General features: G+C 62.3%; 21 protein-coding genes. 15 read left to right on the top strand and 6 right to left on the bottom strand.

What is annotated here, in order from left to right:
* Positions 1 to 56 precede the first annotated feature (56 nt).
* Entirely contained in the window at positions 57 to 689 is a 633-nt protein-coding gene (locus BUA38_RS05855; protein WP_072817110.1) for a hypothetical protein, read from the top strand.
* 137 nt (positions 690 to 826) lie between these two features.
* Here the strand turns inward: BUA38_RS05855 and BUA38_RS05850 are convergent, their stop codons facing one another.
* Positions 827 to 1,963: an alpha-hydroxy acid oxidase gene (locus BUA38_RS05850; protein ID WP_072825862.1), complete on the bottom strand. Its 1,137-nt coding sequence runs from the start codon at positions 1,961 to 1,963 to the stop codon at positions 827 to 829.
* Between the two features lie 94 nt (positions 1,964 to 2,057).
* Between BUA38_RS05850 and BUA38_RS05845 the strand changes: the two genes are divergently transcribed.
* The 10 genes from BUA38_RS05845 (at position 2,058) to BUA38_RS05805 (ending at position 12,668) form a co-directional block, all read left to right on the top strand.
* Positions 2,058 to 2,237: a hypothetical protein gene (locus tag BUA38_RS05845; protein WP_072817109.1), complete on the top strand. Its 180-nt coding sequence runs from the start codon at positions 2,058 to 2,060 to the stop codon at positions 2,235 to 2,237.
* Positions 2,238 to 2,446: 209 nt separating this feature from the next.
* The gene (glmM, locus tag BUA38_RS05840; RefSeq protein WP_072817108.1) at positions 2,447 to 3,790 is read left to right on the top strand and encodes a phosphoglucosamine mutase; all 1,344 of its coding nucleotides are present in this window, start codon (positions 2,447 to 2,449) and stop codon (positions 3,788 to 3,790) included.
* A 187-nt stretch (positions 3,791 to 3,977) separates the two neighbouring features.
* Positions 3,978 to 5,231, top strand: a complete 1,254-nt coding sequence (locus tag BUA38_RS05835) for an MFS transporter (RefSeq protein WP_072817107.1) — start codon at positions 3,978 to 3,980, stop codon at positions 5,229 to 5,231.
* A 216-nt stretch (positions 5,232 to 5,447) separates the two neighbouring features.
* Positions 5,448 to 6,281: an outer membrane protein gene (locus BUA38_RS05830; protein WP_072817106.1), complete on the top strand. Its 834-nt coding sequence runs from the start codon at positions 5,448 to 5,450 to the stop codon at positions 6,279 to 6,281.
* A 220-nt stretch (positions 6,282 to 6,501) separates the two neighbouring features.
* Positions 6,502 to 7,041 carry a hypothetical protein gene (locus tag BUA38_RS05825; protein WP_338076338.1) on the top strand — a complete coding sequence of 180 codons (540 nt, stop codon included), beginning with the start codon at positions 6,502 to 6,504 and terminating at the stop codon, positions 7,039 to 7,041.
* A gap of 104 nt (positions 7,042 to 7,145) precedes the next feature.
* The gene (locus BUA38_RS38595) at positions 7,146 to 7,319 is read left to right on the top strand and encodes a hypothetical protein (RefSeq protein WP_338076337.1); all 174 of its coding nucleotides are present in this window, start codon (positions 7,146 to 7,148) and stop codon (positions 7,317 to 7,319) included.
* Between the two features lie 230 nt (positions 7,320 to 7,549).
* On the top strand, positions 7,550 to 7,759 hold the full coding sequence (locus tag BUA38_RS05820) for a hypothetical protein (RefSeq protein WP_072817105.1): 210 nt from the start codon (positions 7,550 to 7,552) through the stop codon (positions 7,757 to 7,759).
* Positions 7,760 to 7,878: 119 nt separating this feature from the next.
* Entirely contained in the window at positions 7,879 to 9,051 is a 1,173-nt protein-coding gene (locus BUA38_RS05815) for a phosphoserine transaminase (RefSeq protein ID WP_072817104.1), read from the top strand.
* Positions 9,052 to 9,190: 139 nt separating this feature from the next.
* The gene (serA, locus tag BUA38_RS05810; RefSeq protein WP_072825861.1) at positions 9,191 to 10,780 is read left to right on the top strand and encodes a phosphoglycerate dehydrogenase; all 1,590 of its coding nucleotides are present in this window, start codon (positions 9,191 to 9,193) and stop codon (positions 10,778 to 10,780) included.
* Between the two features lie 235 nt (positions 10,781 to 11,015).
* Positions 11,016 to 12,668, top strand: coding sequence for a mucoidy inhibitor MuiA family protein (locus tag BUA38_RS05805; RefSeq protein WP_072817103.1), 1,653 nt, complete (start codon positions 11,016 to 11,018; stop codon positions 12,666 to 12,668).
* Between the two features lie 212 nt (positions 12,669 to 12,880).
* Here BUA38_RS05805 and BUA38_RS05800 read toward each other — a convergent pair whose 3' ends face one another.
* From BUA38_RS05800 to BUA38_RS05790, 3 genes are all read right to left on the bottom strand, one after another.
* Positions 12,881 to 13,816: a DMT family transporter gene (locus BUA38_RS05800; RefSeq protein ID WP_072817102.1), complete on the bottom strand. Its 936-nt coding sequence runs from the start codon at positions 13,814 to 13,816 to the stop codon at positions 12,881 to 12,883.
* Positions 13,817 to 13,829: 13 nt separating this feature from the next.
* Positions 13,830 to 14,765 (bottom strand): DMT family transporter, encoded by a 936-nt coding sequence (locus BUA38_RS05795; RefSeq protein WP_072825860.1) that lies wholly within the window; start codon positions 14,763 to 14,765, stop codon positions 13,830 to 13,832.
* A gap of 164 nt (positions 14,766 to 14,929) precedes the next feature.
* Positions 14,930 to 15,904: a Bug family tripartite tricarboxylate transporter substrate binding protein gene (locus BUA38_RS05790; protein ID WP_072817101.1), complete on the bottom strand. Its 975-nt coding sequence runs from the start codon at positions 15,902 to 15,904 to the stop codon at positions 14,930 to 14,932.
* Positions 15,905 to 16,296: 392 nt separating this feature from the next.
* On the opposite strand from BUA38_RS05790, the gene BUA38_RS05785 reads away from it, so the two are divergent.
* The 4 genes from BUA38_RS05785 to BUA38_RS05770 all read left to right on the top strand — a co-directional run bounded on the left by BUA38_RS05785 (position 16,297) and on the right by BUA38_RS05770 (position 20,284).
* Positions 16,297 to 17,589, top strand: coding sequence for an adenylosuccinate synthase (locus tag BUA38_RS05785; protein ID WP_072817100.1), 1,293 nt, complete (start codon positions 16,297 to 16,299; stop codon positions 17,587 to 17,589).
* A 45-nt stretch (positions 17,590 to 17,634) separates the two neighbouring features.
* Positions 17,635 to 19,233: a hypothetical protein gene (locus BUA38_RS05780; protein WP_072817099.1), complete on the top strand. Its 1,599-nt coding sequence runs from the start codon at positions 17,635 to 17,637 to the stop codon at positions 19,231 to 19,233.
* 19 nt (positions 19,234 to 19,252) lie between these two features.
* Positions 19,253 to 19,681 (top strand): DUF5413 family protein, encoded by a 429-nt coding sequence (locus BUA38_RS05775; RefSeq protein ID WP_072817098.1) that lies wholly within the window; start codon positions 19,253 to 19,255, stop codon positions 19,679 to 19,681.
* Between the two features lie 66 nt (positions 19,682 to 19,747).
* Complete coding sequence (locus tag BUA38_RS05770; RefSeq protein ID WP_072817097.1) at positions 19,748 to 20,284, top strand: DUF4112 domain-containing protein; 537 nt, start codon at positions 19,748 to 19,750, stop codon at positions 20,282 to 20,284.
* Positions 20,285 to 20,316: 32 nt separating this feature from the next.
* On the opposite strand, the gene BUA38_RS05765 is transcribed toward BUA38_RS05770, so the two are convergent.
* Together BUA38_RS05765 and BUA38_RS05760 are read right to left on the bottom strand one after the other, a co-directional pair.
* Positions 20,317 to 20,610, bottom strand: coding sequence for a hypothetical protein (locus tag BUA38_RS05765; RefSeq protein ID WP_072817096.1), 294 nt, complete (start codon positions 20,608 to 20,610; stop codon positions 20,317 to 20,319).
* Positions 20,611 to 20,835: 225 nt separating this feature from the next.
* Complete coding sequence (locus BUA38_RS05760; RefSeq protein WP_072817095.1) at positions 20,836 to 21,000, bottom strand: DUF3309 family protein; 165 nt, start codon at positions 20,998 to 21,000, stop codon at positions 20,836 to 20,838.
* Between the last annotated feature and the right edge of the window lie 197 nt (positions 21,001 to 21,197).

Below are 21,197 nucleotides of genomic sequence, written 5' to 3'. Positions count from 1 at the left end.
CGCAGTCGCGGGGTATTCCCCTTTGTCGTTCGCCCCAAACCGTTGAGGTAAAGATCATGCCGAAAGCTTCTTCCTGGCAGCCGAGCACGCTTCTGGCGTCGCTCGCCGTCATCTCCGTCCTGGCATCGAGCGCCTGGGCGCAACAGCCGCCGACACCGACCCGCATCCGCGGCACCATCGAAAGCGTCGACGGCAAGACGCTTGGCATCAAGACCCGCGAGGGCAACGATGTGAAGGTGAACATCACCGACGACATCACGGTCATCGGCATCGCCAAGACCTCGCTGTCGGACATTAAGCAAGGCAGTTACATCGGCGTCTCCGGCATGCCGCAACCCGACGGCAGCCAGAAGGCGATCGCGATCCACATCTTCCCGGAAGCGATGCGTGGCGCCGCTGAAGGATTCCGCGCCTGGGATCTGCGTCCGAACTCGACGATGACCAACGCGACGGTCGCGCAACAGGTGACCGGTACCGACGGTCAGGTCATCGATGTCAAGTACAAGGACGGCGAGAAGAAGGTCATGGTGACGCCGGACACGGCGGTCGTCGCTTTCGTCACCGGCGAAAAATCCGAGATCAAGCCGGGCGCCAAGATCATCATCTTCGGTGCGGTGAAGAAGGATGACGGCTCGCTCGAGACCAACCGCATCGGCGTCGGCCGCGACGGCATTGCGCCGCCGATGTGACGTTTTCGCGTAGGCGAAAACGTCATCCCGGAGCGTCGCGACAGCGACGAATCCGGGATCTCGAGATTCCGGGTCTGGTGCTCAGCGCAAAATTGACTTTCAATTTTGTTCGCTTCGCACCATCCCGGAATGACGGCCTACACCGCCAGCACGTGGTCGTCGATTTCGGCGATGGTGTTGACGCCGCACAGCCCCATGGTGGTCATCAGCTCGGCGCGGATGATGTCGATCGCCTTGGTGACGCCGGGGCCGCCATAAGCACCGAGGCCGTGAATATAGGCGCGGCCGATCATGCAGGACCTGGCGCCATGCGCGATGGCGCGCACTACGTCCTGGCCCGAACGGATGCCGCCGTCGAACATCACTTCCATCTTGTCGCCGACCGCATCGACGATTTCGGGCAGTGCCGCGATCGATGACGGCGCGCCGTCGAGCTGGCGGCCGCCGTGGTTGGACACGACGAGCGCCTGCGCGCCGGTCTTGGCAGCCTCATTGGCATCCTCGACGTCGAGAATGCCCTTCAGCACCAGCTTGCCCGGCCAGATGCTGCGGATCCATTCGACATCCTTCCAGTTCAGCGTGGTGTCGAATTGCGTCGAGATCCAGTTGCCGAGGGCAACGACATCATCGGCGCCCTTGAGATGACCGGCGAGATTGCCGAAGGTGCGGCGCTTGCCACGCAGCACGCCGGCAACCCAGGCCGGCTTGGTAGCAAAATCGACCAGTTTCGACAGCGACCATTCCGGCGGCACCGTCATGCCGTTCTTGATGTCGGCGTGGCGCTGCCCGATCACCTGGAGATCGACGGTGAGCACGAGCGCGCTGCATTTGGCGGCGATCGCGCGTTCGATCAACGCCTTGATGAAGCCGCGGTCCTTCATGACGTAGAGCTGAAACCAGAACGGCTTGTCGACATTGGCGGCGACGTCCTCGATCGAGCAGATCGACATCGTGCTCAGCGTGTAGGGAATACCGGCTGCATGCGCCGCGCGACAGGCGTGAATTTCGCCGTCGCTGTGCTGCATGCCGGTCAGGCCGACCGGCGCCAGAATCAGCGGCAGCGCCGCCGGTTCGCCGAGAATGGTCGTCGCGGTATCGCGTTTTGAAACGTCGACCAGGATGCGCTGGCGCAGCTTGATGGCCTGCAAGTCTTCACGGTTGGCGCGCAGCGTTTCCTCGGCATAGGAGCCGCGGTCGCAATAGTCGAAAAATGCCTTCGGCACCTTCCGCATATGGCGCTGCCGCAGATCCTCGATGCAGGTAATGTGTTTCATGGACGTATTCCGGCCCCAGCCTGTATTGTATTTGCCGTTTCGCCTGTCATCTACCATGGGAGGCGCGAGCGCAAGATAAAGCAGGACATTGCCCATGACCGGACCGCACACCAAGTCCTCCGGCGCCAAGAAGCCCGGAAAGAAGCAGCGCGACGAGAAACTTGAAGAGGCACTGGAAGAGGGGCTTGAGGAGACCTTTCCGGGTTCCGACCCCGTCAGTGCCACCCAGCCGGCGCCCTCCAGGGAGGATGGTCGCGTCAGGCGGAAGGGCTGAAAGCTTGTCCCGTTTGCCGTCGCAAGGTAATATTTTGTGTTTTCAATGACTTAAGTTCGGGGCTGGGAACCGGGCCGGAAATCATTCATCATATTTTTTGAACTCATTTTAGCGGGCGAGGCATTATAAGGCACCCACGTTAGCATGGGGCTGACGCCCGGCACTCGGCAAATGGCCTTGAGTAAGGTGCGGGCGACGCTGGGGGTTGCATGAGCCGTAAATATTTCGGGACGGACGGGATTCGCGGGCTCGCCAATGGCCTGATCACGCCTGAGCTTGCGCTCAAGGTAGGGCAGGCGGCCGGGCTGGTGTTTCAGCGCGGCGAGCACCGCCATCGCGTCGTCATCGGCAAGGACACCCGGCTTTCCGGCTACATGATCGAAACCGCTCTGGTCGCCGGCTTCACCTCGGTCGGCATGGACGTCCTCCTGCTCGGCCCGATGCCGACGCCGGCGGTCGCGATGCTCACCAAGTCGATGCGCGCCGATCTCGGCGTGATGATTTCGGCATCCCACAACCTGTTCGAAGACAACGGTATCAAGCTGTTTGGCCCGCAGGGCTTCAAACTGTCCGACGACGTCGAGAAACAGATCGAGCAGTTGCTCGATGAATCGCTCGACCGCCGCCTGGCGCAGAGCGCAAGCCTCGGGCGCGCCCGCCGCATCGACGGCGTGCATGACCGCTACATCGAATTCGCCAAGCGCACACTGCCGCGCGAACTCTCGCTCGAAGGCCTGCGCGTCGTGGTCGATTGCGCCAACGGCGCGGCCTACAAGGTGGTGCCGGAAGCGCTGTGGGAGCTCGGCGCCGACGTTATTTCAATCGGCGTCGAACCCGACGGCTTCAACATCAACAAGGAATGCGGTTCGACCGCGCCGGAAGCACTGAGCCGCAAGGTGCGCGAGCTGCGCGCCGATATCGGCATCGCGCTCGACGGCGACGCCGATCGCGTGATCCTGGTCGACGAGCGCGGCCATCTGGTCGACGGCGACCAGCTGCTCGCCGTGATCGCGCAGAGCTGGAAGGAAGACGGGCGGCTTGCCAAGCCCGGCATCGTCGCCACCGTGATGTCGAATCTCGGCCTCGAACGTTTCCTGAATGAGCAGGGCATCGAACTCCTCCGTACGCCTGTCGGCGATCGCTATGTGCTCGAGCGGATGCTGGCCGGCGGCTACAATCTCGGCGGCGAACCCTCCGGCCATATCATCCTGTCGGATTACGCCACGACCGGCGACGGCTTCGTCGCGGCGCTTCAGGTGCTGGCGGTGGTGCAAAAACTTCGCCGGCCGGTGTCGGAAGTCTGCCGCCGTTTCGATCCGCTGCCGCAGATTCTCAAGAACGTGCGCTACCGTTCCGGCAAGCCGCTCGACAATGCCGACGTCAAATCCGCGATCGACGCCGGCGAGAAGCGCCTCAACGGCCACGGCCGGCTCCTGGTGCGTTCATCGGGCACCGAGCCCGTGATCCGCGTGATGGGCGAGGGCGATGATCGCCGGCTGGTCGAGGAAGTGGTCGATCACATCGTTTCCGCGCTCGGCCAAGCCGCGGCGTAACGCCTCGCAGTCAAAGCGTTCCCCGGACGCTGCGCAGCACGTCGGTTTTTCGGCGTGATGCGCTAGTGTCTCATTCAGAATTCTCCACGTGCATCGCAGCCATTTTCTAATGGCGGTGGTGCATGCGACGGTGCCGTCGTAGGAACTGCGCAGTACACGCCGCATTGATGTCTCCGGGAATGAGTCGTTGAACAAGCCTGTTGTCGTCTCCGAGGAAACCCTGACCGAGCCGGTAATCGTCGACGCCGCTTCGCCTGCGCTGCAGGCGAGCGTCGCGGGGCCCGCTTATGTCGTTCTCGCCGGCATCAGCTTCTCGCACTTCCTCAACGACACCATGCAGTCCCTGATCGCATCCGTGTATCCGATCCTGAAGGACAACTACGCGCTGGATTTCGCGCAGATCGGACTGATCACGCTGGCGTTCCAGTTCACGGCCTCGCTGCTGCAGCCGCTGGTCGGTCATTTCACCGACAAGAAGGCGCAGCCGTTCTCGCTTGCGATCGGCATGTCCTCGACCTTCTTTGGCCTGTTGCTGCTCAGCGTCGCGCACCGGTACACGGTGATCCTGATCGCGGCCGCGCTGATCGGTCTCGGCTCCGCGGTGTTCCATCCGGAGTCGGCGCGCATTGCGCGGCTCGCTTCCGGCGGCCGGTATGGATTTGCGCAATCGGTGTTTCAGCTCGGCGGCAGCTTCGGCACCGCGATGGGGCCGGTGCTTGCGGCGTTGATCGTCGTTCCGTTCGGCCAGCCCTCGATCGCCTGGTTCTCGACGATCGCCTTTCTCGCGATCGTCGTGTTGTGGCGTATCGGCCAATGGTACCGCCCGCAGATCAGGGCGAAGAAGACCTCAGTCGCCGAGCGCCATCCTGATGCGCCGAGCTCGCGCGGCGTCACGATTGCGATCCTGGTTCTGGTCGTGTTGCTGCTGTCGAAGCAGCTCTACGTCTCGAGCCTGTCGAGCTACTACATCTTCTATCTGATCGACCGTTTCGGCGTCTCGACGCAAGCCGCGCAGCTCTATCTCTTCGTCTTCCTGGCTGCTAACGCGGTCGGCGCGTTCTTTGGTGGTCCGTTAGGGGATCGTTTCGGCCGCAAGATCGTGATCTGGTTCTCGATCGTCGGCGCGTTGCCGTTCACGCTGGCGCTGCCTTACGCCGGGCTTGAGGCGAGTGCGGTGTTGACCGTTTTCATCGGCCTCATCATTTCCTCGACCACCTCGTCGATCATCGTGTTCGCGCAGGAACTGGTGCCGCACCGGTTCGGCATGATCTCCGGCGTGTTCTTTGGCGTCGCGTTTGGCGTCGGCGGCCTCGGCGCGGCTGCGCTCGGCAAGCTTGCCGACCACACCAGCATCACCTTCGTCTATCAGGTCTGTTCGTTTCTGCCGGCGATCGGATTGCTCGCGGTGTTCCTGCCGAAGATGAAGCAAAATACGCGTTAACATTTCGCTCACGCGCGCGGAACGCAGCAAGCATTCGTTAGTGATTGTGGCCGCCATCGCCTGTTTTGGGGCAGAGAAACTTTCGGCGACAATTTTGTTCGCGAAAAATCAACCTTAAAAATTAGGGTTAAGCGGCGCTTAAACATTTAGTGCCATCGTCCCGACGTGAGTTTTGATGTGGGGCCGTCTGCCTCACCGGCCAAAAGGACGAAACCAATGCGTAGTGTGAAAATTTTCGTTGTCGCCGGCGCGGCATCTTTATTGTCATCGATGGCGTTCGCCGCGGATATGGCCATCGCGCCCCCGCCGATGTCCTATGGCCCGCCCCCTGCCGCCGATTTCGGCGGATGGTATCTGCGCGGCGATATCGGCTTCAGCAACCAGCGCGTCGACAACATCCGAAACACCAACGCCGCGCTCTATACCGGCCTGACCTCGTTCCAGGAAAAGACCGGCTTTGATACCGGCGGCATCTATCAGATCGGTGCCGGCTATCAGTTCAATCACTGGTTCCGCGTCGACGTGACCGGCGAGTATCGTGGCAGCACCAACTTCCACGGGCTCGATCTGATCGGCTTCCCCGGCGGCTTCGGCGCCGACACCTACAATGCCAGCAAGTCCGAATGGCTGTTCCTCGCCAACGCCTATGCCGACCTCGGCACCTGGTGGTGCATCACGCCTTACGTTGGCGCCGGCATCGGTACTGCGCGCGTGGCGATCTCGAACTTCACCGACACGGGCATCAACAACAGCGGCGCTGGCGCGACTCCGAGCCTGGTCACGGCCGCGAACGGTTCGCAGTGGAACTTCGCCTGGGCGCTGCACGCCGGTCTCGCCTACAAGGTCAACCCGAACATGGCGGTCGAACTCGGCTACAGCTACGTCAATCTTGGCAACGGCACCACCGGCGTCGACAGCGCGTTTGACAACTCCGTCGGCGGCCACGTCTTCCAGTTCCACAACATCACCTCGCATGACGTGAAGCTCGGCGTGCGCTGGAACCTCGACAGCCCGCCGGCCTATGTGCCGCCGCTCGTCACCAAGGGCTGATCGAACTGAACTCAGTTAACTCTTCTTAACGGCGCGGGATGTTTCCCGCGCCGTTTTGTTTTTCCCGAATGCACGATCGCGACCTGAGGGGGAGGCGTCAGCGCAAAGTTGATCTCGCTTTTTGCGGAAGATCACGCAGAGAAAGCCGGCGCGACAACGATTGATTAAGGTTAACGAGCGATGATCGAGCCAGAGTTCAGGTGCGAATGGGAGTGGTTCGATGCGTAGAGCGCTGTTGGCGATCGCGATGTTCGGAATGGCGGCGCACGCACAGGCGGCCGACATGCCGGACTTCCTTCGTGGAAGTCTCTCATCGTCGCCAGCGCCGACGGTCAACTGGGCGGGTTTTTATATCGGCGGCCAGGCAGCCTACGGCGTCGCCGACATGGACTTCACCAATTCGAGTCAGGACCTGCTCGCCAAGCTGTTGAACAATGTCGACCTGCAACAGCAGTTCAATATTTCCCAATGGCCGCTGAATGGCACCTCTCATGCGCGCAACAGCGCCTTCGGCGGCTATCTGGGCTATAATCTTCAGTGGACTGACGTACTGGTCGGCGTCGAGCTGAGTTATGCCCACGGCAATCTCCTGGGGTCGTCGAGTGGCTCGCAGACACGGTCATTCAACTTCCCCACCAACTATTTTTCGACGGCCACGGCGTCATCGAGCTCGTCGATGAACGTGACGGATTTCGGCTCACTCCGTGTCCGCGCCGGCTACGCTTTCAGCAGCTTCTTGCCTTATGCGTTCGCGGGGTAGGCCTGGGGCAGGCCAATATCGACCGTGTCGCTTCCGTCGACATCACCGAAAATTTCGTAGGCACCCCGCCGCCTACTCTGCCAAACCTTAGGCTAACGCAAAGCTTGCCCGACAATGCCAATGGCCATTTCGTCTTCGGCTACGCCATGGGCCTCGGCATCGATATCAACCTCTATGCTGGGCTTTTCATGCGCGCTGAGTGGGAATATGTCCGTTTGGCAACTACGGTCGACACCAACATCAACACCGTGCGCGCCGGTCTCGGCTACAAATTCTGAAGCCGGTAGAAATCTGACGGCTCGGCGCTGATTACCGCGCCGGAATCGCGCTTATCTTTTGCCGCAGTTTCGACCCCAGCATGAACGCACCTTTGCGGATGCTGCAAAACACGTTTCGCCGTTCTTTCCCCTTAACGCGCGATAAACTAATCCCGTCATCAGGAATTTTGCCGGGGAACGATCCGTGTCAGTTGGCGTCTGTCCGGCGCACGCTAACTTGGGGATGTCAGATGAAGAGCTATTCCATTGTCCGGATCGGTGACGACTATGTCGTGCAGGCCGATGAGCAGAGCATTCTGAAAGTTGGAAGCCGCCGCCGCGCCGCGCAACTCGTGACCGATGCAGCAGAATTGCTCAACGCGCAGCTGCAGCCGGCCGCCGAGCCCGAGCCTGCGGACACGGAGCCCGCGCCGCCCGTTAAAGTTCCTGCGCCACACTGAGTAGCGCACGAACTTCGGAATCTGGCTCGAAGTTTCTTGACGATTTGGGGCGATTCCCCTATCCACGACGGCGGGACACCTCCCCCCAACGGGAGGCTTGCTATCTGGAAGGGTAGATCATGACTGTAGCGAAGCCCGCTTCGCGGCCACTCGTGCCGCATTTTTCTTCCGGCCCTTGCGCCAAGCGCCCCGGCTGGACCCCGCAAAATCTGAAAGACGCCGCTCTCGGCCGTTCGCATCGTGCGAAAATCGGCAAGGAGAAGCTCAAGCGCGCGATCGACCTGACGCGCGATGTGCTTGGGGTGCCTGCCGATTACCGGATCGGCATCGTGCCGGCTTCCGACACTGGCGCGGTCGAAATGGCGCTGTGGTCGCTGCTCGGCGCGCGGCCTGTCACCGCGCTTTCCTGGGAATCCTTCGGTGAGGGCTGGACCAGCGACATCCTCAACCAACTGAAGCTGAAAGACGTGACCAAGCTTGCCGTGGGCTACGGCGATATTCCCGATCTTTCCAAGGTCGACCCGGCCTCCGACATCATCTTCACCTGGAACGGCACGACCTCGGGCGTGCGCGTGCCCAACGCCGACTGGATCAGCGCCAGGCGCGAGGGTCTTACGATCTGCGACGCCACATCGGCGGCGTTTGCGCAGCCGCTCGACTGGCCCAAGCTCGATGTCGTGACGTTCTCCTGGCAGAAGGCGCTGGGCGGCGAGGCCGGCCATGGCATGCTGGTGCTTTCGCCCCGCGCCGTCGAACGGCTCGAGACCTACAAGCCGGCGTGGCCGTTGCCGAAGATCTTCCGCATGACCAAGGGTGGCAAGCTCAACGAAGGCATCTTTGTCGGCGAGACCATCAATACGCCGTCGATGCTGTGCGTTGAGGACTATCTCGATGCATTGAACTGGGGCAAATCGGTCGGCGGTCTCAAGGCGCTGATGGCGCGCGCGGACAAGAATCTCAAGGTGCTCGAGGATTGGCAGGCGAAGACGCCCTGGATCGATTTCCTCGCCGCGACACCCGCCATCCGCTCCAACACCTCGGTGTGCATGAAGGTGACCGATCCCGCGGTTGCTTCGCTTTCGACCGATGCGCAGATCGACTTCATCAAGAAGATGGTCGGTCTGGTCGAAAAGGAAGGCGCCGGTTACGACTTTGCGGGCCATCGCGATGCGCCGGCGGGTTTGCGCATCTGGTGCGGCGCCACGATCGAGGCGAGCGATGTTGCGTTGCTCACCCAGTGGATCGACTGGGCTTTCGCCGAGACCAGGGCGCAGTTGGCCAAGGCGGCGTAGTTCTCTTGCATCTGTTGTCCCGGCCAAGCGTAGCGCGAGCCGGGACCCATAACCACCGTTTCAGAGTATGGATCCCGGCTCTTCGCGCCAAGCGGCGCTTCGGCCGGGAAAGCATCCTCGATATTCGAAGGTCACACCCATGACAAAACCGAAAGTGCTCATTTCCGACGCGCTGTCGCCGGCCGCGGTGCAGATATTCAAGGACCGCGGCGTCGAGGTCGACTTCCAGCCCAACCTCGGCAAGGACAAGGAGAAGCTCGCCGCCATCATCGGCGACTATGACGGCCTTGCGATCCGCTCCGCCACCAAGGCGACCGCCAAGATCATCGAGAAGGCCTCAAAGCTGAAGGTGATCGGGCGTGCCGGCATCGGCGTCGATAATGTGGAAATTCCTGCGGCCACCGCCAAGGGTATCATCGTGATGAATACGCCGTTCGGCAATTCGATCACGACCGCCGAACATGCGATCACCCTGATGCTGGCGCTCGCGCGCGAAATTCCGCAGGCCGATGCGTCGACGCAAGCGGGAAAATGGGAAAAGAACCGCTTCATGGGCGTCGAAATTACCGGCAAGACGCTGGGTGTGGTCGGTTGCGGCAATATCGGCTCCATCGTTGCCGACCGCGCGCTGGGGCTTCGCATGAAGGTGATCGCGTTCGACCCGTTCCTGTCGCCCGAGCGCGCCAGGGACATCGGCGTGGAGAAGGTCGATCTGGACGAACTGCTCAAGCGTGCCGACTTCATCACGCTGCATACGCCGCTGACCGACAAGACGAAAAATATCATCGATGCGACTGCCCTTGCGAAGACCAAGAAGGGTGTGCGCATCATCAACTGCGCCCGCGGCGGTCTGGTCGACGAGCAGGCGCTGGTCGATGCGCTGAATTCCAAGCAGGTGGCGGGCGCGGCCTTCGACGTTTTCGTCGAGGAGCCGGCGACGTCGAACGTGCTGTTCGGCCATCCCAACGTGATCTGCACCCCGCATCTCGGCGCTGCCACCACCGAAGCGCAGGAGAACGTCGCGCTGCAGATCGCCGAACAGATGTCCGACTATCTGTTGCATGGTGCGATCTCGAATGCCGTGAATTTCCCGTCGATCACGGCGGAAGAGGCGCCCAAGCTGAAGCCGTTCATCGAACTCGCCGAAAAACTCGGCTCGTTTGCGGGTCAGCTCACCGAGACCGGCATCGCCAAGGTTGAAATCACCTATGAGGGGCATGTTGCCGAGATGAAGATCAAGGCGCTGACCTCGGCCGTGCTTGCCGGCCTGTTGCGCCCGATGCTCGGCGCGATCAATGTCGTTTCGGCGCCAGTCGTCGCCAAGGAGCGTGGCATGGCGGTCGATGAAATCGTCCGCACCGCGCAAAGCGATTACGAAAGCCTGATTACCGTGAAGGTCGCCACCGAGCGGCAGGAGCGCTCGGTGTCGGGCACGGTCTATCACGACGGCAAACCACGGCTGGTCGACATCAAGGGCATCCGGGTCGACGCCGAATTCGGCAAGTCGATGATCTATATCACCAACGAGGACAAGCCGGGATTCATCGGCCATTTTGCCGGCCTGCTCGGCGACGCCAGGATCAACATTGCGACCTTCCATCTTGGCCGCGTCAAGCAGGGCGGCGATGCCATCGCGCTGGTCGAGATTGACGGCGCGGTGCCGGAAGACGTGCTCACCAAGATCAAGGCGTTGCCGCAGGTGAAGCAGGCCAAGGTGCTCGCGTTCTAGGTCGCGCCTCTTTTCCGCGCGTGTGCGAAGCAATCCAATAAGTCGAAGGACTGATTGGATCGCTTCGTCGCCTGCTGTTGGCGTGACGCAATTTGCCGCAGGCGTGTGCCGCGTTCTCGCCGCCGTCGTGCCGCACGGAAACCCCAATCGAACCAGTTCCTTCCCTGCCGCGTCTCATCACGAGTCGTGACGTCATCCGACCGGCTGTGCGCCACAGGCTTTGCAGGAGAAGATCATGGGCTTTGTCGTAAATCGTGTCGTTATGACCAGCATCATCGTGTTGACGGCGTTTGCCGCGGCGCGGGTCGAGGCCGCCGATATCGAGGCAGCATCGGCGGTTGATGCCGTCACCGTTTATCCCGACGGCGCCAGTGTCACCCGTGTCGTTACGGTCGAACTGCCCGCCGGCGACACCACGCTTGTGCTGAAGGACTTTCCGCTCAAGCTCGACCCGTCGTCGTTGCGGGTGGAAGGCGAGGCCAATGCCGGCCTCACCATCGGCGCGATTGACACCCGCTCGCCCCGCGCGGCGCCGCCGGTCAATCTGCCTGAACTCGACAAGCGTATCGAGACGCTGAAGGATGAACGTGCCGATCTCGACGGCGCGATTGCGGCCGCCACGGCGCGCCGAAAATTCGCCGAGCGCTTCGCCGAAACCTCGCCCGCGGGAATTGGCGAGAAGGGCGAGGCGAGGCCGCTGGCTGACTGGCGCGCGGCATTTGCGGCGGTCGCGGACGAGGTCGCTGCGGCGAATGCCGCTATCCGCGAAGCTCAGCGCCGGCAGCGCGACATCGATCGGGAAATTGCCCGTCTGGAACAGGATCGCGCAACCCGACCGCCGAGCAAGCTTGAGGTCAAAATCGGCCTCGCGGCCAACGCGCCGGCCAAAGCCATGCTGCATGTGACCTACACCGTGCCGGCCGCGCGCTGGACTGCGCTCTACGATGCCCGCCTCGACACCGGCGCGAAGGATCGCAAGCCCGCGCTTGAACTGGTGCGCCGTGCCGAAATCACGCAAGCAACCGGAGAGGATTGGCCGGATGTTGCGCTGAGCGTTTCGACGGTGCGCACCGCGCTCGGCGGCAAGGCGCCCGAACTAAATCCGCTGGTCGTGCAGTATCCGCTCGTTGCCCAGGCGGCGGCCCCTTCAAGCGTTCCGGCAGGCGCGCGGTCCTTGCAGCCGCACGTCGCCAAGGAACAGAGTCTGTTCGCCGATCAGGCCGTTGAGAAAAAAGCCGTGGCTGAAGTCAGCGGCTTCCAGGTCGTGTTCAGGATTCCGGGCCGCGTCAGCGTCGGCGCCAGCGAGGGTGCCAAGAGCGTCTATATTTCCGACGCGACGATCTCGCCCGATCTCGTGGTGCGTTCGGTTCCGGTGATTGATCCGACCGCGTTTCTCGAGGCGAGTTTTATCCAGGGCGAGGATGCGCCGTTGTTGCCGGGCCGGATCTCGATCTACCGCGACGGCGTGTTCGTCGGCCGCGGCCAGATGGCGGCAGCCGGCAAGGAGGAAAAGGTACGACTGGGGTTTGGCGCCGACGACAAGGTCAAGATCGTGCGTTCCGTCGTCAAGCGCAACGAAGGATCCACCGGCCTGATCGTCACGACCTCGAAGACCGACGAGCGCGCGTTCAAGACCGCCATTCGCAACGGCCATGATTTCCCGATCCGGGTCGCTGTCGAGGATCAGCTTCCGGTCAGCGAAAACGATGACATCCAGGTCGAGATGCTGCCTGCGACGACGCCGCCGACCACGACCAATGTGCGCGACAAGCGCGGCGTCCTGGAATGGGCTGTTGAAGTGACGCCTGGCGACGCGAAGGAAATTGCGTTTGCGTGGCGCGTACGCTGGCCCAAGGACAAGGGCGTCGTGATGGTGCCGGCCGGTTAGTGTGGCGGTTCAGAAGTCCGCATCATTACTGCCGCGAGTCCGTCATGCGGGCTTCTGGACCAAAGCCACACTAGATCAATAAGTTTGCTAGTGTCCTTTCGATTCCGAAGTTCGAAACGTGGCTCCGCAAAATGCGACGAACTTCGGAAGCGGGACACTAGAGCAAGAAAGCACGGGCGGCGAACGGGAGGTTCCCGTTCGCCGCCTGGAGCTCATGTCGTCGGAGCCGTCCTGCGCGAGGCGATGACGATGCCGGCGAACACCATGACGTAACCGGCGAGATGAAACAGCTGCGGCTGTTCGCCAAGCAGAAGAATCGCCATCACCGAGCCGAACACCGGCACCAGATGGAAGAACGGCGCGGCGCGATTGGGTCCGATCATCGCGATGCCGCGATTGAAGAAGAGGTAAGCGAGCGTCGAGGGAAAGATCACGACATAGACCAGCGTGACCATCGTGATCGCATCGAACTTCAGACGAATGCCGTTGGTGTATTCCCAGATCGAAAGCGGCAGCAGCAGCATCGCGCCGCAGGCCATGGTGAAGCAGATCAGCGTCAGTTGATGCGTGACCGGCCGGCGCAACATCAGCGTCGAGTACAGGCCGAACGAGATCAGGGCGCCGGTGGTCATGACGTCGCCGAGATTGAGCCGGATCGACGTGAGCGTCGAGAGGTCGCCGCGCAGCACGATCGTGAGCACGCCGAGCAGCGATAGCGCGATGCCGGCGAACTGCGCCCAGGTCAGGCGCAGGCCGAACAGGGTCAGCGCCCACAGCGCCACGAACAGCGGTCCCGCGGATTGCAGCAGCAGCGCGTTGAGGGCTTGGGTGAATTGCAGCGCCCAATAGGACAGGGCGTTGTTGAGGGCGAATCCGGTCACCGACAATGCAAACACAAGCGGGAGGCGGCGGCGCAGCGCCGGCCAGTCCTTGGCGAGATGCGGCCAGGCGAACGGCAGCAGCATCAGGCAGGCGCCGATCCATCGAATGCAGGACAGCGTCATTGGCGGCACGTGGCCGGCGACATAACGTCCGAGCACGATGTTGCCGGCCCAGAACAGCTGGGTCAACGTCAGGAGCAGATAAGGCTGGTGGTTGAGCCACCCGATGGGATCTAAAGACCGCTGCGGTGGCGCTGACTTCGTCATGGGCGGGGGCGCTTCATCCTGGCGCCGCCGATGGCTTGCGTGACGCCGCGAAGATGCCCGTCAGCACCAGCGCAAAGCCGATGAAATGGAAGACTTGCGGCCGCTCGCCGAGAAAGACGATTGCCATGGCCGATCCGAACACGGGCACGGCATGAAAGAACGGCGCGGCGCGGTTGGCGCCGATCAGGTGGACGCTTCGATTATAACAGAGATAGGCGATCGTGGAGGGAAACACCGCGACGTACATTACCGACAGCAGATTGGTCACGTTCAGTTGCATCGCCGGTCGCCAAAACAGCTCGAAGATCAGCGGCGGAACGAGGACCGCAGAACCGCAGGCAAAGGTGAAAGCTGTAAAAGACAGGTCGTGAATCGCAGGCCGCTTCAGCGACATCACCGAATAAAGACCGAAGATCAGAAGCGCGACCAGGAAGATGATGTCGCCTTTGTTGAAGTCGATCGCTGTGATCGCCGCGATATCGCCGTGAAGGAGGATCACCAGCACGCCTGTCAGCGATACGACAATGCCGATGGCCTGCGCCAGTGTCAGCCGGATTCCGAACAGCACCAGCGACCAGCATGCGACAAACAGCGGTCCGGTGGATTGCAGGAGCAGCGTGTTCAGCGCCTCGGTATATTCCAGCGCCCAGTATTGCAGGGTGTTGAAGCCGGCGATGCCGATCACGGACAGGAAGGTCATCAAGCCAAGCTTGGCGCGGATCGCCGGCCAGTCGTGCTTGAGATGCCTCCACGATACGGGAAGGATAATCAGAAAGCCGAGGCCCCAACGCAGGAAGGCGAGCGTCACCGGCGGAATGTGGCCCGCGGCGAGCCGGCCCACGATGGCGTTGCCGGCCCAGCATGCTGCCGCGATCGAAAGCAGCGCATAAGGCCGGTTGGCAAGCCATGCGCGAGATGAAGCATCGGAGATTTCTTCGGAAGCGGACATCGCGGCGGTGGTAATGCAGTGCATGGATCACGACGCCGCGGCCCCGGCCGCGCGGCACAACACGCACGGCCGGTGGATTGATCGCCCGGCTATCTCAAAGACACGGATTCTGGCGCTGCATCAACGGTGCTGGACGCATCGCGACCATGCGCTGGGTGGCTTCATCATTCTGAAGTAGCAGCGGCAGCTTTGATAATCGGCGTCCATTTGGCGCGGTCGGACGCAATCAATCGAGCGAATTCTGAAGGTTGCAGTTGATCGATCGGGTCGAGGCCGGCTTCGTCGAGTTTCGCCTTCACGACGGGATCGGCGGCGGCCTTCGCGAATTCATCACGAAGCCGTTGCACGATCTCGGGTGGCGTACCGGCCGGTGCGCCGAAGCCGAACCAGGTGACGAGGTCGTAGCCCTTGAGCCCCGAAGCATCGAACGTCGGCACGTCGGGTAAATGTGAGGAGCGCGTGAGCGAGGTCACCGCGAGAGGCTTGAGCTTGCCGGCCTTGATCTGATCGATCACCGTCGGCAGGTTGAAGAAGCCCATGGTGATTTCGCCGTTGACGATTTTGTTGACGCCGTCGACCGAAACCAGATGCGGCACATGCTTGATATCGACGCCGGCAATCGAAGCGAACAGCACGCCGCCAAGATGGTGCGACGTGCCGATTCCGCCGGAAGCGTAAGTGAGCTGGCCGGGCGCGGCCCTGGCGGCAGCGACGACCTCCAGTGGCGTGTTCGCAGGATTGGTCGGATGAACCGTCATCACGTTGCAGACGGCCGATATCGGCGTGATCGGGATGATCTTGTCTGGATCGTAGGGCAGCGACTTGTAGAGGCTCACGTTGAAGACGTGGGTGCCCTGCGTGATCATGGCGAGCGTCGCGCCGTCGGGCGCCGCTTTCTCGACCTGCGCCATGGCGATGCCGCCGCCGGCGCCGGGCTTGAGTTCGACGCTGACTTTCTGGCCGGTATTCTTCGACACTGCCTCCGCAACAACGGCCGCGATCAGATCGGCGGTGGTGCCCTTCCCGAACGGCACCACGATGGTGATCGGCCGGTCCGGGTAGGGCGCGGCCTCCAGCGCGCCGCCCATCGCGCATGCCAGCAGGCCGCCCAGTACCGCCGATCCGAAATCCCTGCGCATGAATGGCTTGCCGTTCGAAACCTGACCCTCGGATGGAACGTAGCATGCGCCAAGTTGCCCGATCGGGGGCGGGACTGCGGCGAAAGGTGGAGAGGAATGGACGTCAATTGCCTTATCCCTGCCCCAATAGGCTAAAGGCTTGAGGACAGCCCTTGGTGGAGGTTTGGGAGGGCGCATATTTTTGGGGGATATCAATGGGTTGATAGACCTTCTTGAGGCGGCCAAATGTGCCTTCTTGCTTGCGTCGGTAGCCCGCTTCCTTTATCCGGTTGTGGGCCTCGCTTGCGGTCGGCCCCGGCACGCCCTGGATGGGTGATCCATTGGGCTGAGACCGGATTTTTTCGAACAGATCATGCCTGAACAAGGAAAGTTGCAGAGGGAATAGCTGCGAAATGGGGAATGTCGTCGTGGTCGGCGCCCAATGGGGCGACGAAGGAAAAGGCAAGATTGTCGACTGGTTGTCGGAACAGGCCGATATCGTGGTGCGCTTTCAGGGCGGCCACAATGCCGGCCATACGCTGGTCATCAATGGCGAGACCTACAAGCTCGCGCTGTTGCCTTCCGGCGTGCTGCGTCCTTCGAAGCTGGCGGTGATCGGCAACGGCGTGGTGTTCGATCCGCAGGCCTTCCTCGATGAGGTAACGAAACTCAAAGGCCAGGGCGTTGCGATCAGCCCCGAGAACTTGCGCGTCGCCGAAAACGTCACGCTGATCCTCCCCTTACATCGCGAACTTGATGCGCTTCGCGAGTCTTCCAACACGGGCACTGCGATCGGCACGACGCGCCGCGGCATTGGACCTGCCTATGAGGACAAGGTCGGACGGCGCGCGATCCGCCTGATGGACCTCGCCGATCTCGACACGCTGCCACACAAGATCGACCGCTTGCTGGCGCATCACAATGCGCTGCGCCGCGGGCTCAATCTGCCGGAATTCGACGGCAAGCAAATCGTGAAGGAATTGACGGCGCTGGCCCCGCAGCTTCTGCCCTATGCGGAAACCGTGTGGCGGCTGCTCGACATCAAGCGGCGCGAGGGCAAGCGCATGTTGTTCGAGGGCGCGCAGGGCGCGCTGCTCGACGTCGATCACGGCACGTATCCTTACGTCACCTCGTCCAACACCGTTGCCGCGCAAGCTGCGACCGGGACGGGCCTCGGCCCGGGCGCGGTCGGCTACGTGCTCGGCATCTGCAAGGCCTATACGACCCGCGTCGGCCAGGGACCGTTCCCGACCGAACTGCATGACCAAATCGGCGAGGAGATCGGCCGCCGCGGCAAGGAATTCGGCGTCAACACCGGACGCAAGCGGCGTTGCGGCTGGTTCGATGCCGCGCTGGTGCGCCAGACCGTGCGCACCTGCGGCATCAACGGGCTGGCGCTGACCAAGCTCGATATTCTCGACGGCTTCGACACCATCAAGGTCTGCACCGGCTATCTCCTCGACGGCAAGGAAATCGATCATTTGCCGGCCGGCGAGGGCGCTCAGGCCCGGGTCAAGCCGGTCTATGAGTCCATCGAAGGCTGGAAGGAACCGACCGCCAATGCGCGCTCGTGGGCCGACCTGCCGGCGCAGGCGATCAAATATGTTCGCCGGGTCGAAGAACTGGTGGGTTGTCCGGTTGCCTTGCTTTCCACAAGTCCGGAACGCGAGGATACTATCCTCGTGCAGAATCCGTTCGAGGCCTAACGTGATTAACGAAATGTTACCGTAAGGGCTGCATGTTGAGTAGAGATGGCTGACTACTACCCGCTGATCGCCCGTGCCATCGCCGGACTGGACCCCAGTGCCCCCGGCGAAAGCCGTCGTGCGCTCTATGAGCGGGCGCGAGCGGCGCTGATCGCGCAACTGCGCAGCGTCGAGCCGCCGCTCAGCGAGTCCGAAATCACCCGCGAGCGGTTGTCGCTGGAGGAGGCCGTGCGCAAGGTCGAATCCGAGGCGGCGCAGCGGGCGCGCGACGCGCGATCGGGTGGTGGTGGTGACCCGACGCGTGCCGGCGGCTCGAGAGCTAGCAATTCGCTGCGCGCCAGTGCTGCGCGTCCCGCCGGCCGCCTGTCCGAGCCTGCGGCCGCCGCGCCGTCGCCGCGCCCGCGGCAGCCGGGTCCGCCGCCGGTGCCCCGCAATGACCGGCCATCCTTCGCACCGGACGGGCAGGATGCGTTTCAGGCGCGCAACGCTCGTCCGGACACGCCACGCCAGCCGCCGGTTTCGATGCAGGACCCGCAGCTGCCGCCGACGCGGCCGGGCGGCGCGCGCCGTGGCCCACCTGATCTCAATGCGCCCGAACCTCCGGGCGTACGCGGTTTTCGCGACATCACGGCCGATGCGGATGATCTTGGCCGCGCCGCGGCGCAGGCCAGCCGAGCCGCGCGGAAGAGCTATGCCAACGTGCCGTCGCCGTCGCCGGAATTCGATCGGCTCGAACCGGTCTTGGAAGAGCGCGGCTACGATTCCGAGGCGCCGTATTCCTACGACGAGTCGGCGGAGGAGGCGGAGCGCTATGCGCCGCCGCAGCCGTCCCAGCCGCGTCCGCGCATCGCGCCCGATCGCGGCCGTGAGCCGAAGCGCGGGGCGATATTTCCGTTCAAGAGCGCGATTGCCGTCGGCATCGTCCTGATCCTGATCGGCGCGGGAATCCTGTGGGGCAAGTCGCTCGTTGGCGCCGTGAGTGGCTTGTTCAAATCGTCGCCGACCTCCGTGGTCGAAGCGCCGAAGGATACGAGCGCCCCCGGCACCAAGCCGAAGATTCCGGACCGCGTCGGCCAGCCGTCGTCGAGCGATCAGGTGGCGCCGGTGGCGCAGCGCGTGGTGCTGTATGACGAGGATCCGTCCGATCCGAAGGGCAAGCAGTATGTCGGCTCCGTGGTCTGGCGGACCGAACCAATCAAGGCCACCGGCAACCAGAAGGCCGACATTGCGGTGCGCGCCGACATCGAGATTCCGGATCGCAAGTTCAAGATGACGATGTCGTTCCGCCGCAACACGGACTCATCGCTGCCGGCGAGCCACACGGCCGAATTGACCTTCATCCTGCCGCCGGACTTCTCGGGCGGCGGTGTCAGCAACGTGCCCGGCATCCTGATGAAGTCGAACGAGCAGGCGCGCGGAACGCCGCTTGCGGGTCTTGCCGTCAAGGTCACCGACGGCTTCTTCCTGGTCGGCTTGTCGAATGTCGATGCCGACCGCTCGCGCAACATGCAACTGCTGAAAGAACGTTCCTGGTTCGACGTGCCGCTGGTCTACGTCAACCAGCGCCGCGCCATCATCGCCATCGAGAAGGGCGCGCCGGGTGAACGCGCCTTCAACGACGCCTTCGCGGCCTGGGGCGAGTAGTCGAGGGCGAGGGCGCTAGATGAAACGCTATGTGATCTTTGGCGTCCTTGGGCCGCTGCTCGGCGGGTTTCTGCTTCTGCTCGCAACCACCGTGATGTCCGGATTCTGGAGCCATCCGCCGAGTCCGTCGGAGGTGGAGCAGTTGTTCGCGACGTTCGCAAGAACGTTGCAGTACTCCTACCTGTTTGGCTTGTTGCCGGCGCTGATGTTGGGGGCCGTCGATGATATCGTCATGCATATCAGGCGAATTGGGCCAACCCTGCGCGTCGTGATCGTCGCCCTGATCGGGTTTGCCTCGGCCGAATTGCTTTATGGGTCGCGAGGACCTGACAGCGGTCTGCTGCAATTCGTTCTCTATGGCCTGGTCGGTTTCGTTCCCGGCGCGGTATCGTCCGCGCTATCCCATCGTTTCGCCGATCCTCCGGTAAGTGCGACGCAGCCTTCCTGACCGCTTTGATCCCGGTGTTCTCCCGTTGAAATTGGCACTTGCGCTGATCTGGCGCGTTCCCATCTGATGGGCATGACGAACGAAGAAATCATCGCTCCAGACGCGCGCTTTAGTTCCGCGCGGGCGTCATCCCGCGCGGCAAAACCTGGTCCCGTGATCGATCAGGAAGGCCGCGAGATTCCGCAAAGCTCGTTGCGCGGCGGGTTTCGGCAATTCCAATTCGACTTCGCCCATTCCAGCGCCAATCCGTTTGGCGATCTGACGCAGGAGCAACGTCTCGCGAGGTTTGAGGCGCTGGCGAAACTGCTCGACATCGCCTTCATGCTGCCGGGCACGAAGATTCGCTACGGCGTTGACGGCGTTATCAGATTGATCCCGATCGTCGGCGACGTGCTGGCCACCGCGTTCTCGCTGTGGCTAGTACGCGAGGCGCGCGCGCTGGGCGCGCCGTGGCATGTCACCGCGCGAATGCTCGGCAACGTCGCTGTCGACGGCGTCGTCGGATTGGTGCCGCTGGCGGGCGACGCATTTGACGTGCTGTTTCGCGCCAATATGCGCAACGTGCGCCTGCTCAGGCGCTGGCTGGACAAGCAGCCGCGTTAGCCGCGGCTGTCACATCGACGTGCGTGAAAGGCTTAGGCGGCCTTGTCGTCCGTTTTGGCGTCGGTGGGAGCCGGCTGGGGCGCGCGGGGCGTGCGCGGCAGCGGGAAATCCTTGCTCTCATAGAGCGAACGAATGCCCATCTGGTCGAAGCGGGCCTCATCGACCTGCAAGTAGGCGCCATTCAGCGAATCCGCCGGCAATTCCTCGATCGCGAAACGAACGGCTTCGGCCGCGGTGCCAAATCGCCGATAGGCGAAGCCCGCGCGCTTTTTCTTGCGGATGGCGGCAGGAAATAGTTCGGCGGCGGTGTTGAAGCTGAAAGCCATGATCGGGGACCTCTGTTCTTTTTTAGTGAGAACGCGAACTTTGTCGCGAACAGATTGCACGGGCGCAAAAATCAGGCGGCGCCGGCACACGTCATTTCCGTTGTGAACAGACCTTAATATAGGCCTCTCCGCAGGAATTGCGACTCCTGTCAGGACGAATGATGAATCCGTCCTGAGGTCCCGTAGTCTACTAAAAATATCTTTATTTACAGCTACTTATGGCCGCTAGAGCTTGCCCAGTAGCAACAGCACGAGCAATACAACCAAAACTACCCCGCCAAGTCCCATTCCGGAGTGGCCCAGGCCGTAGCCGTACCCGCCGATTCGGCCGCTCCAGCCGCCAAGCAGGTAAAGGATCACGAGAATGATGAGGATCGTTCCAAGCGACATGGCGCGCCTCCCAGCTAGTGTGGCGGTTCAAAAGTCCGCATCATTTCTGCCGCGAGTTCGTCATGCGGACTTTTGAACCAAAAGCCACACTAGAAATAGTAGGTTTTCTAGTGTTCTTTCGATTCCGAAGTTCGAAACGTGGCCCCGAAAAATGCTACGAACTTCGGAATCGAAACACTAGACGTCCCGCCGGCGGA

It is taken from the genome of Bradyrhizobium erythrophlei, assembly GCF_900142985.1.
GTDB lineage: Bacteria > Pseudomonadota > Alphaproteobacteria > Rhizobiales > Xanthobacteraceae > Bradyrhizobium > Bradyrhizobium erythrophlei_B.
This window is presented reverse-complemented; position numbering and strand designations above follow the sequence as displayed.

Bases quoted from the DNA above. Each gene is read 5' to 3' on its own strand.
- BUA38_RS05815 (WP_072817104.1), top strand. From the start codon at position 7,879: ATGACTGTAGCGAAGCCCGCTTCGCGGCCACTCGTGCCGCATTTTTCT.
- BUA38_RS05770 (WP_072817097.1), top strand. From the start codon at position 19,748: ATGGGCATGACGAACGAAGAAATCATCGCTCCAGACGCGCGCTTTAGT.
- BUA38_RS05845 (WP_072817109.1), top strand. From the start codon at position 2,058: ATGACCGGACCGCACACCAAGTCCTCCGGCGCCAAGAAGCCCGGAAAG.
- BUA38_RS05790 (WP_072817101.1), bottom strand. From the start codon at position 15,904: ATGCGCAGGGATTTCGGATCGGCGGTACTGGGCGGCCTGCTGGCATGC.
- BUA38_RS05820 (WP_072817105.1), top strand. From the start codon at position 7,550: ATGAAGAGCTATTCCATTGTCCGGATCGGTGACGACTATGTCGTGCAG.
- BUA38_RS05825 (WP_338076338.1), top strand. From the start codon at position 6,502: ATGCGTAGAGCGCTGTTGGCGATCGCGATGTTCGGAATGGCGGCGCAC.
- serA (WP_072825861.1), top strand. From the start codon at position 9,191: ATGACAAAACCGAAAGTGCTCATTTCCGACGCGCTGTCGCCGGCCGCG.
- BUA38_RS05765 (WP_072817096.1), bottom strand. From the start codon at position 20,610: ATGGCTTTCAGCTTCAACACCGCCGCCGAACTATTTCCTGCCGCCATC.
- BUA38_RS05785 (WP_072817100.1), top strand. From the start codon at position 16,297: ATGGGGAATGTCGTCGTGGTCGGCGCCCAATGGGGCGACGAAGGAAAA.
- BUA38_RS05855 (WP_072817110.1), top strand. From the start codon at position 57: ATGCCGAAAGCTTCTTCCTGGCAGCCGAGCACGCTTCTGGCGTCGCTC.
- BUA38_RS05850 (WP_072825862.1), bottom strand. From the start codon at position 1,963: ATGAAACACATTACCTGCATCGAGGATCTGCGGCAGCGCCATATGCGG.
- BUA38_RS05800 (WP_072817102.1), bottom strand. From the start codon at position 13,816: ATGACGAAGTCAGCGCCACCGCAGCGGTCTTTAGATCCCATCGGGTGG.
- BUA38_RS05805 (WP_072817103.1), top strand. From the start codon at position 11,016: ATGGGCTTTGTCGTAAATCGTGTCGTTATGACCAGCATCATCGTGTTG.
- BUA38_RS05830 (WP_072817106.1), top strand. From the start codon at position 5,448: ATGCGTAGTGTGAAAATTTTCGTTGTCGCCGGCGCGGCATCTTTATTG.
- BUA38_RS05775 (WP_072817098.1), top strand. From the start codon at position 19,253: ATGAAACGCTATGTGATCTTTGGCGTCCTTGGGCCGCTGCTCGGCGGG.
- BUA38_RS05780 (WP_072817099.1), top strand. From the start codon at position 17,635: ATGGCTGACTACTACCCGCTGATCGCCCGTGCCATCGCCGGACTGGAC.
- glmM (WP_072817108.1), top strand. From the start codon at position 2,447: ATGAGCCGTAAATATTTCGGGACGGACGGGATTCGCGGGCTCGCCAAT.
- BUA38_RS05760 (WP_072817095.1), bottom strand. From the start codon at position 21,000: ATGTCGCTTGGAACGATCCTCATCATTCTCGTGATCCTTTACCTGCTT.
- BUA38_RS05795 (WP_072825860.1), bottom strand. From the start codon at position 14,765: ATGTCCGCTTCCGAAGAAATCTCCGATGCTTCATCTCGCGCATGGCTT.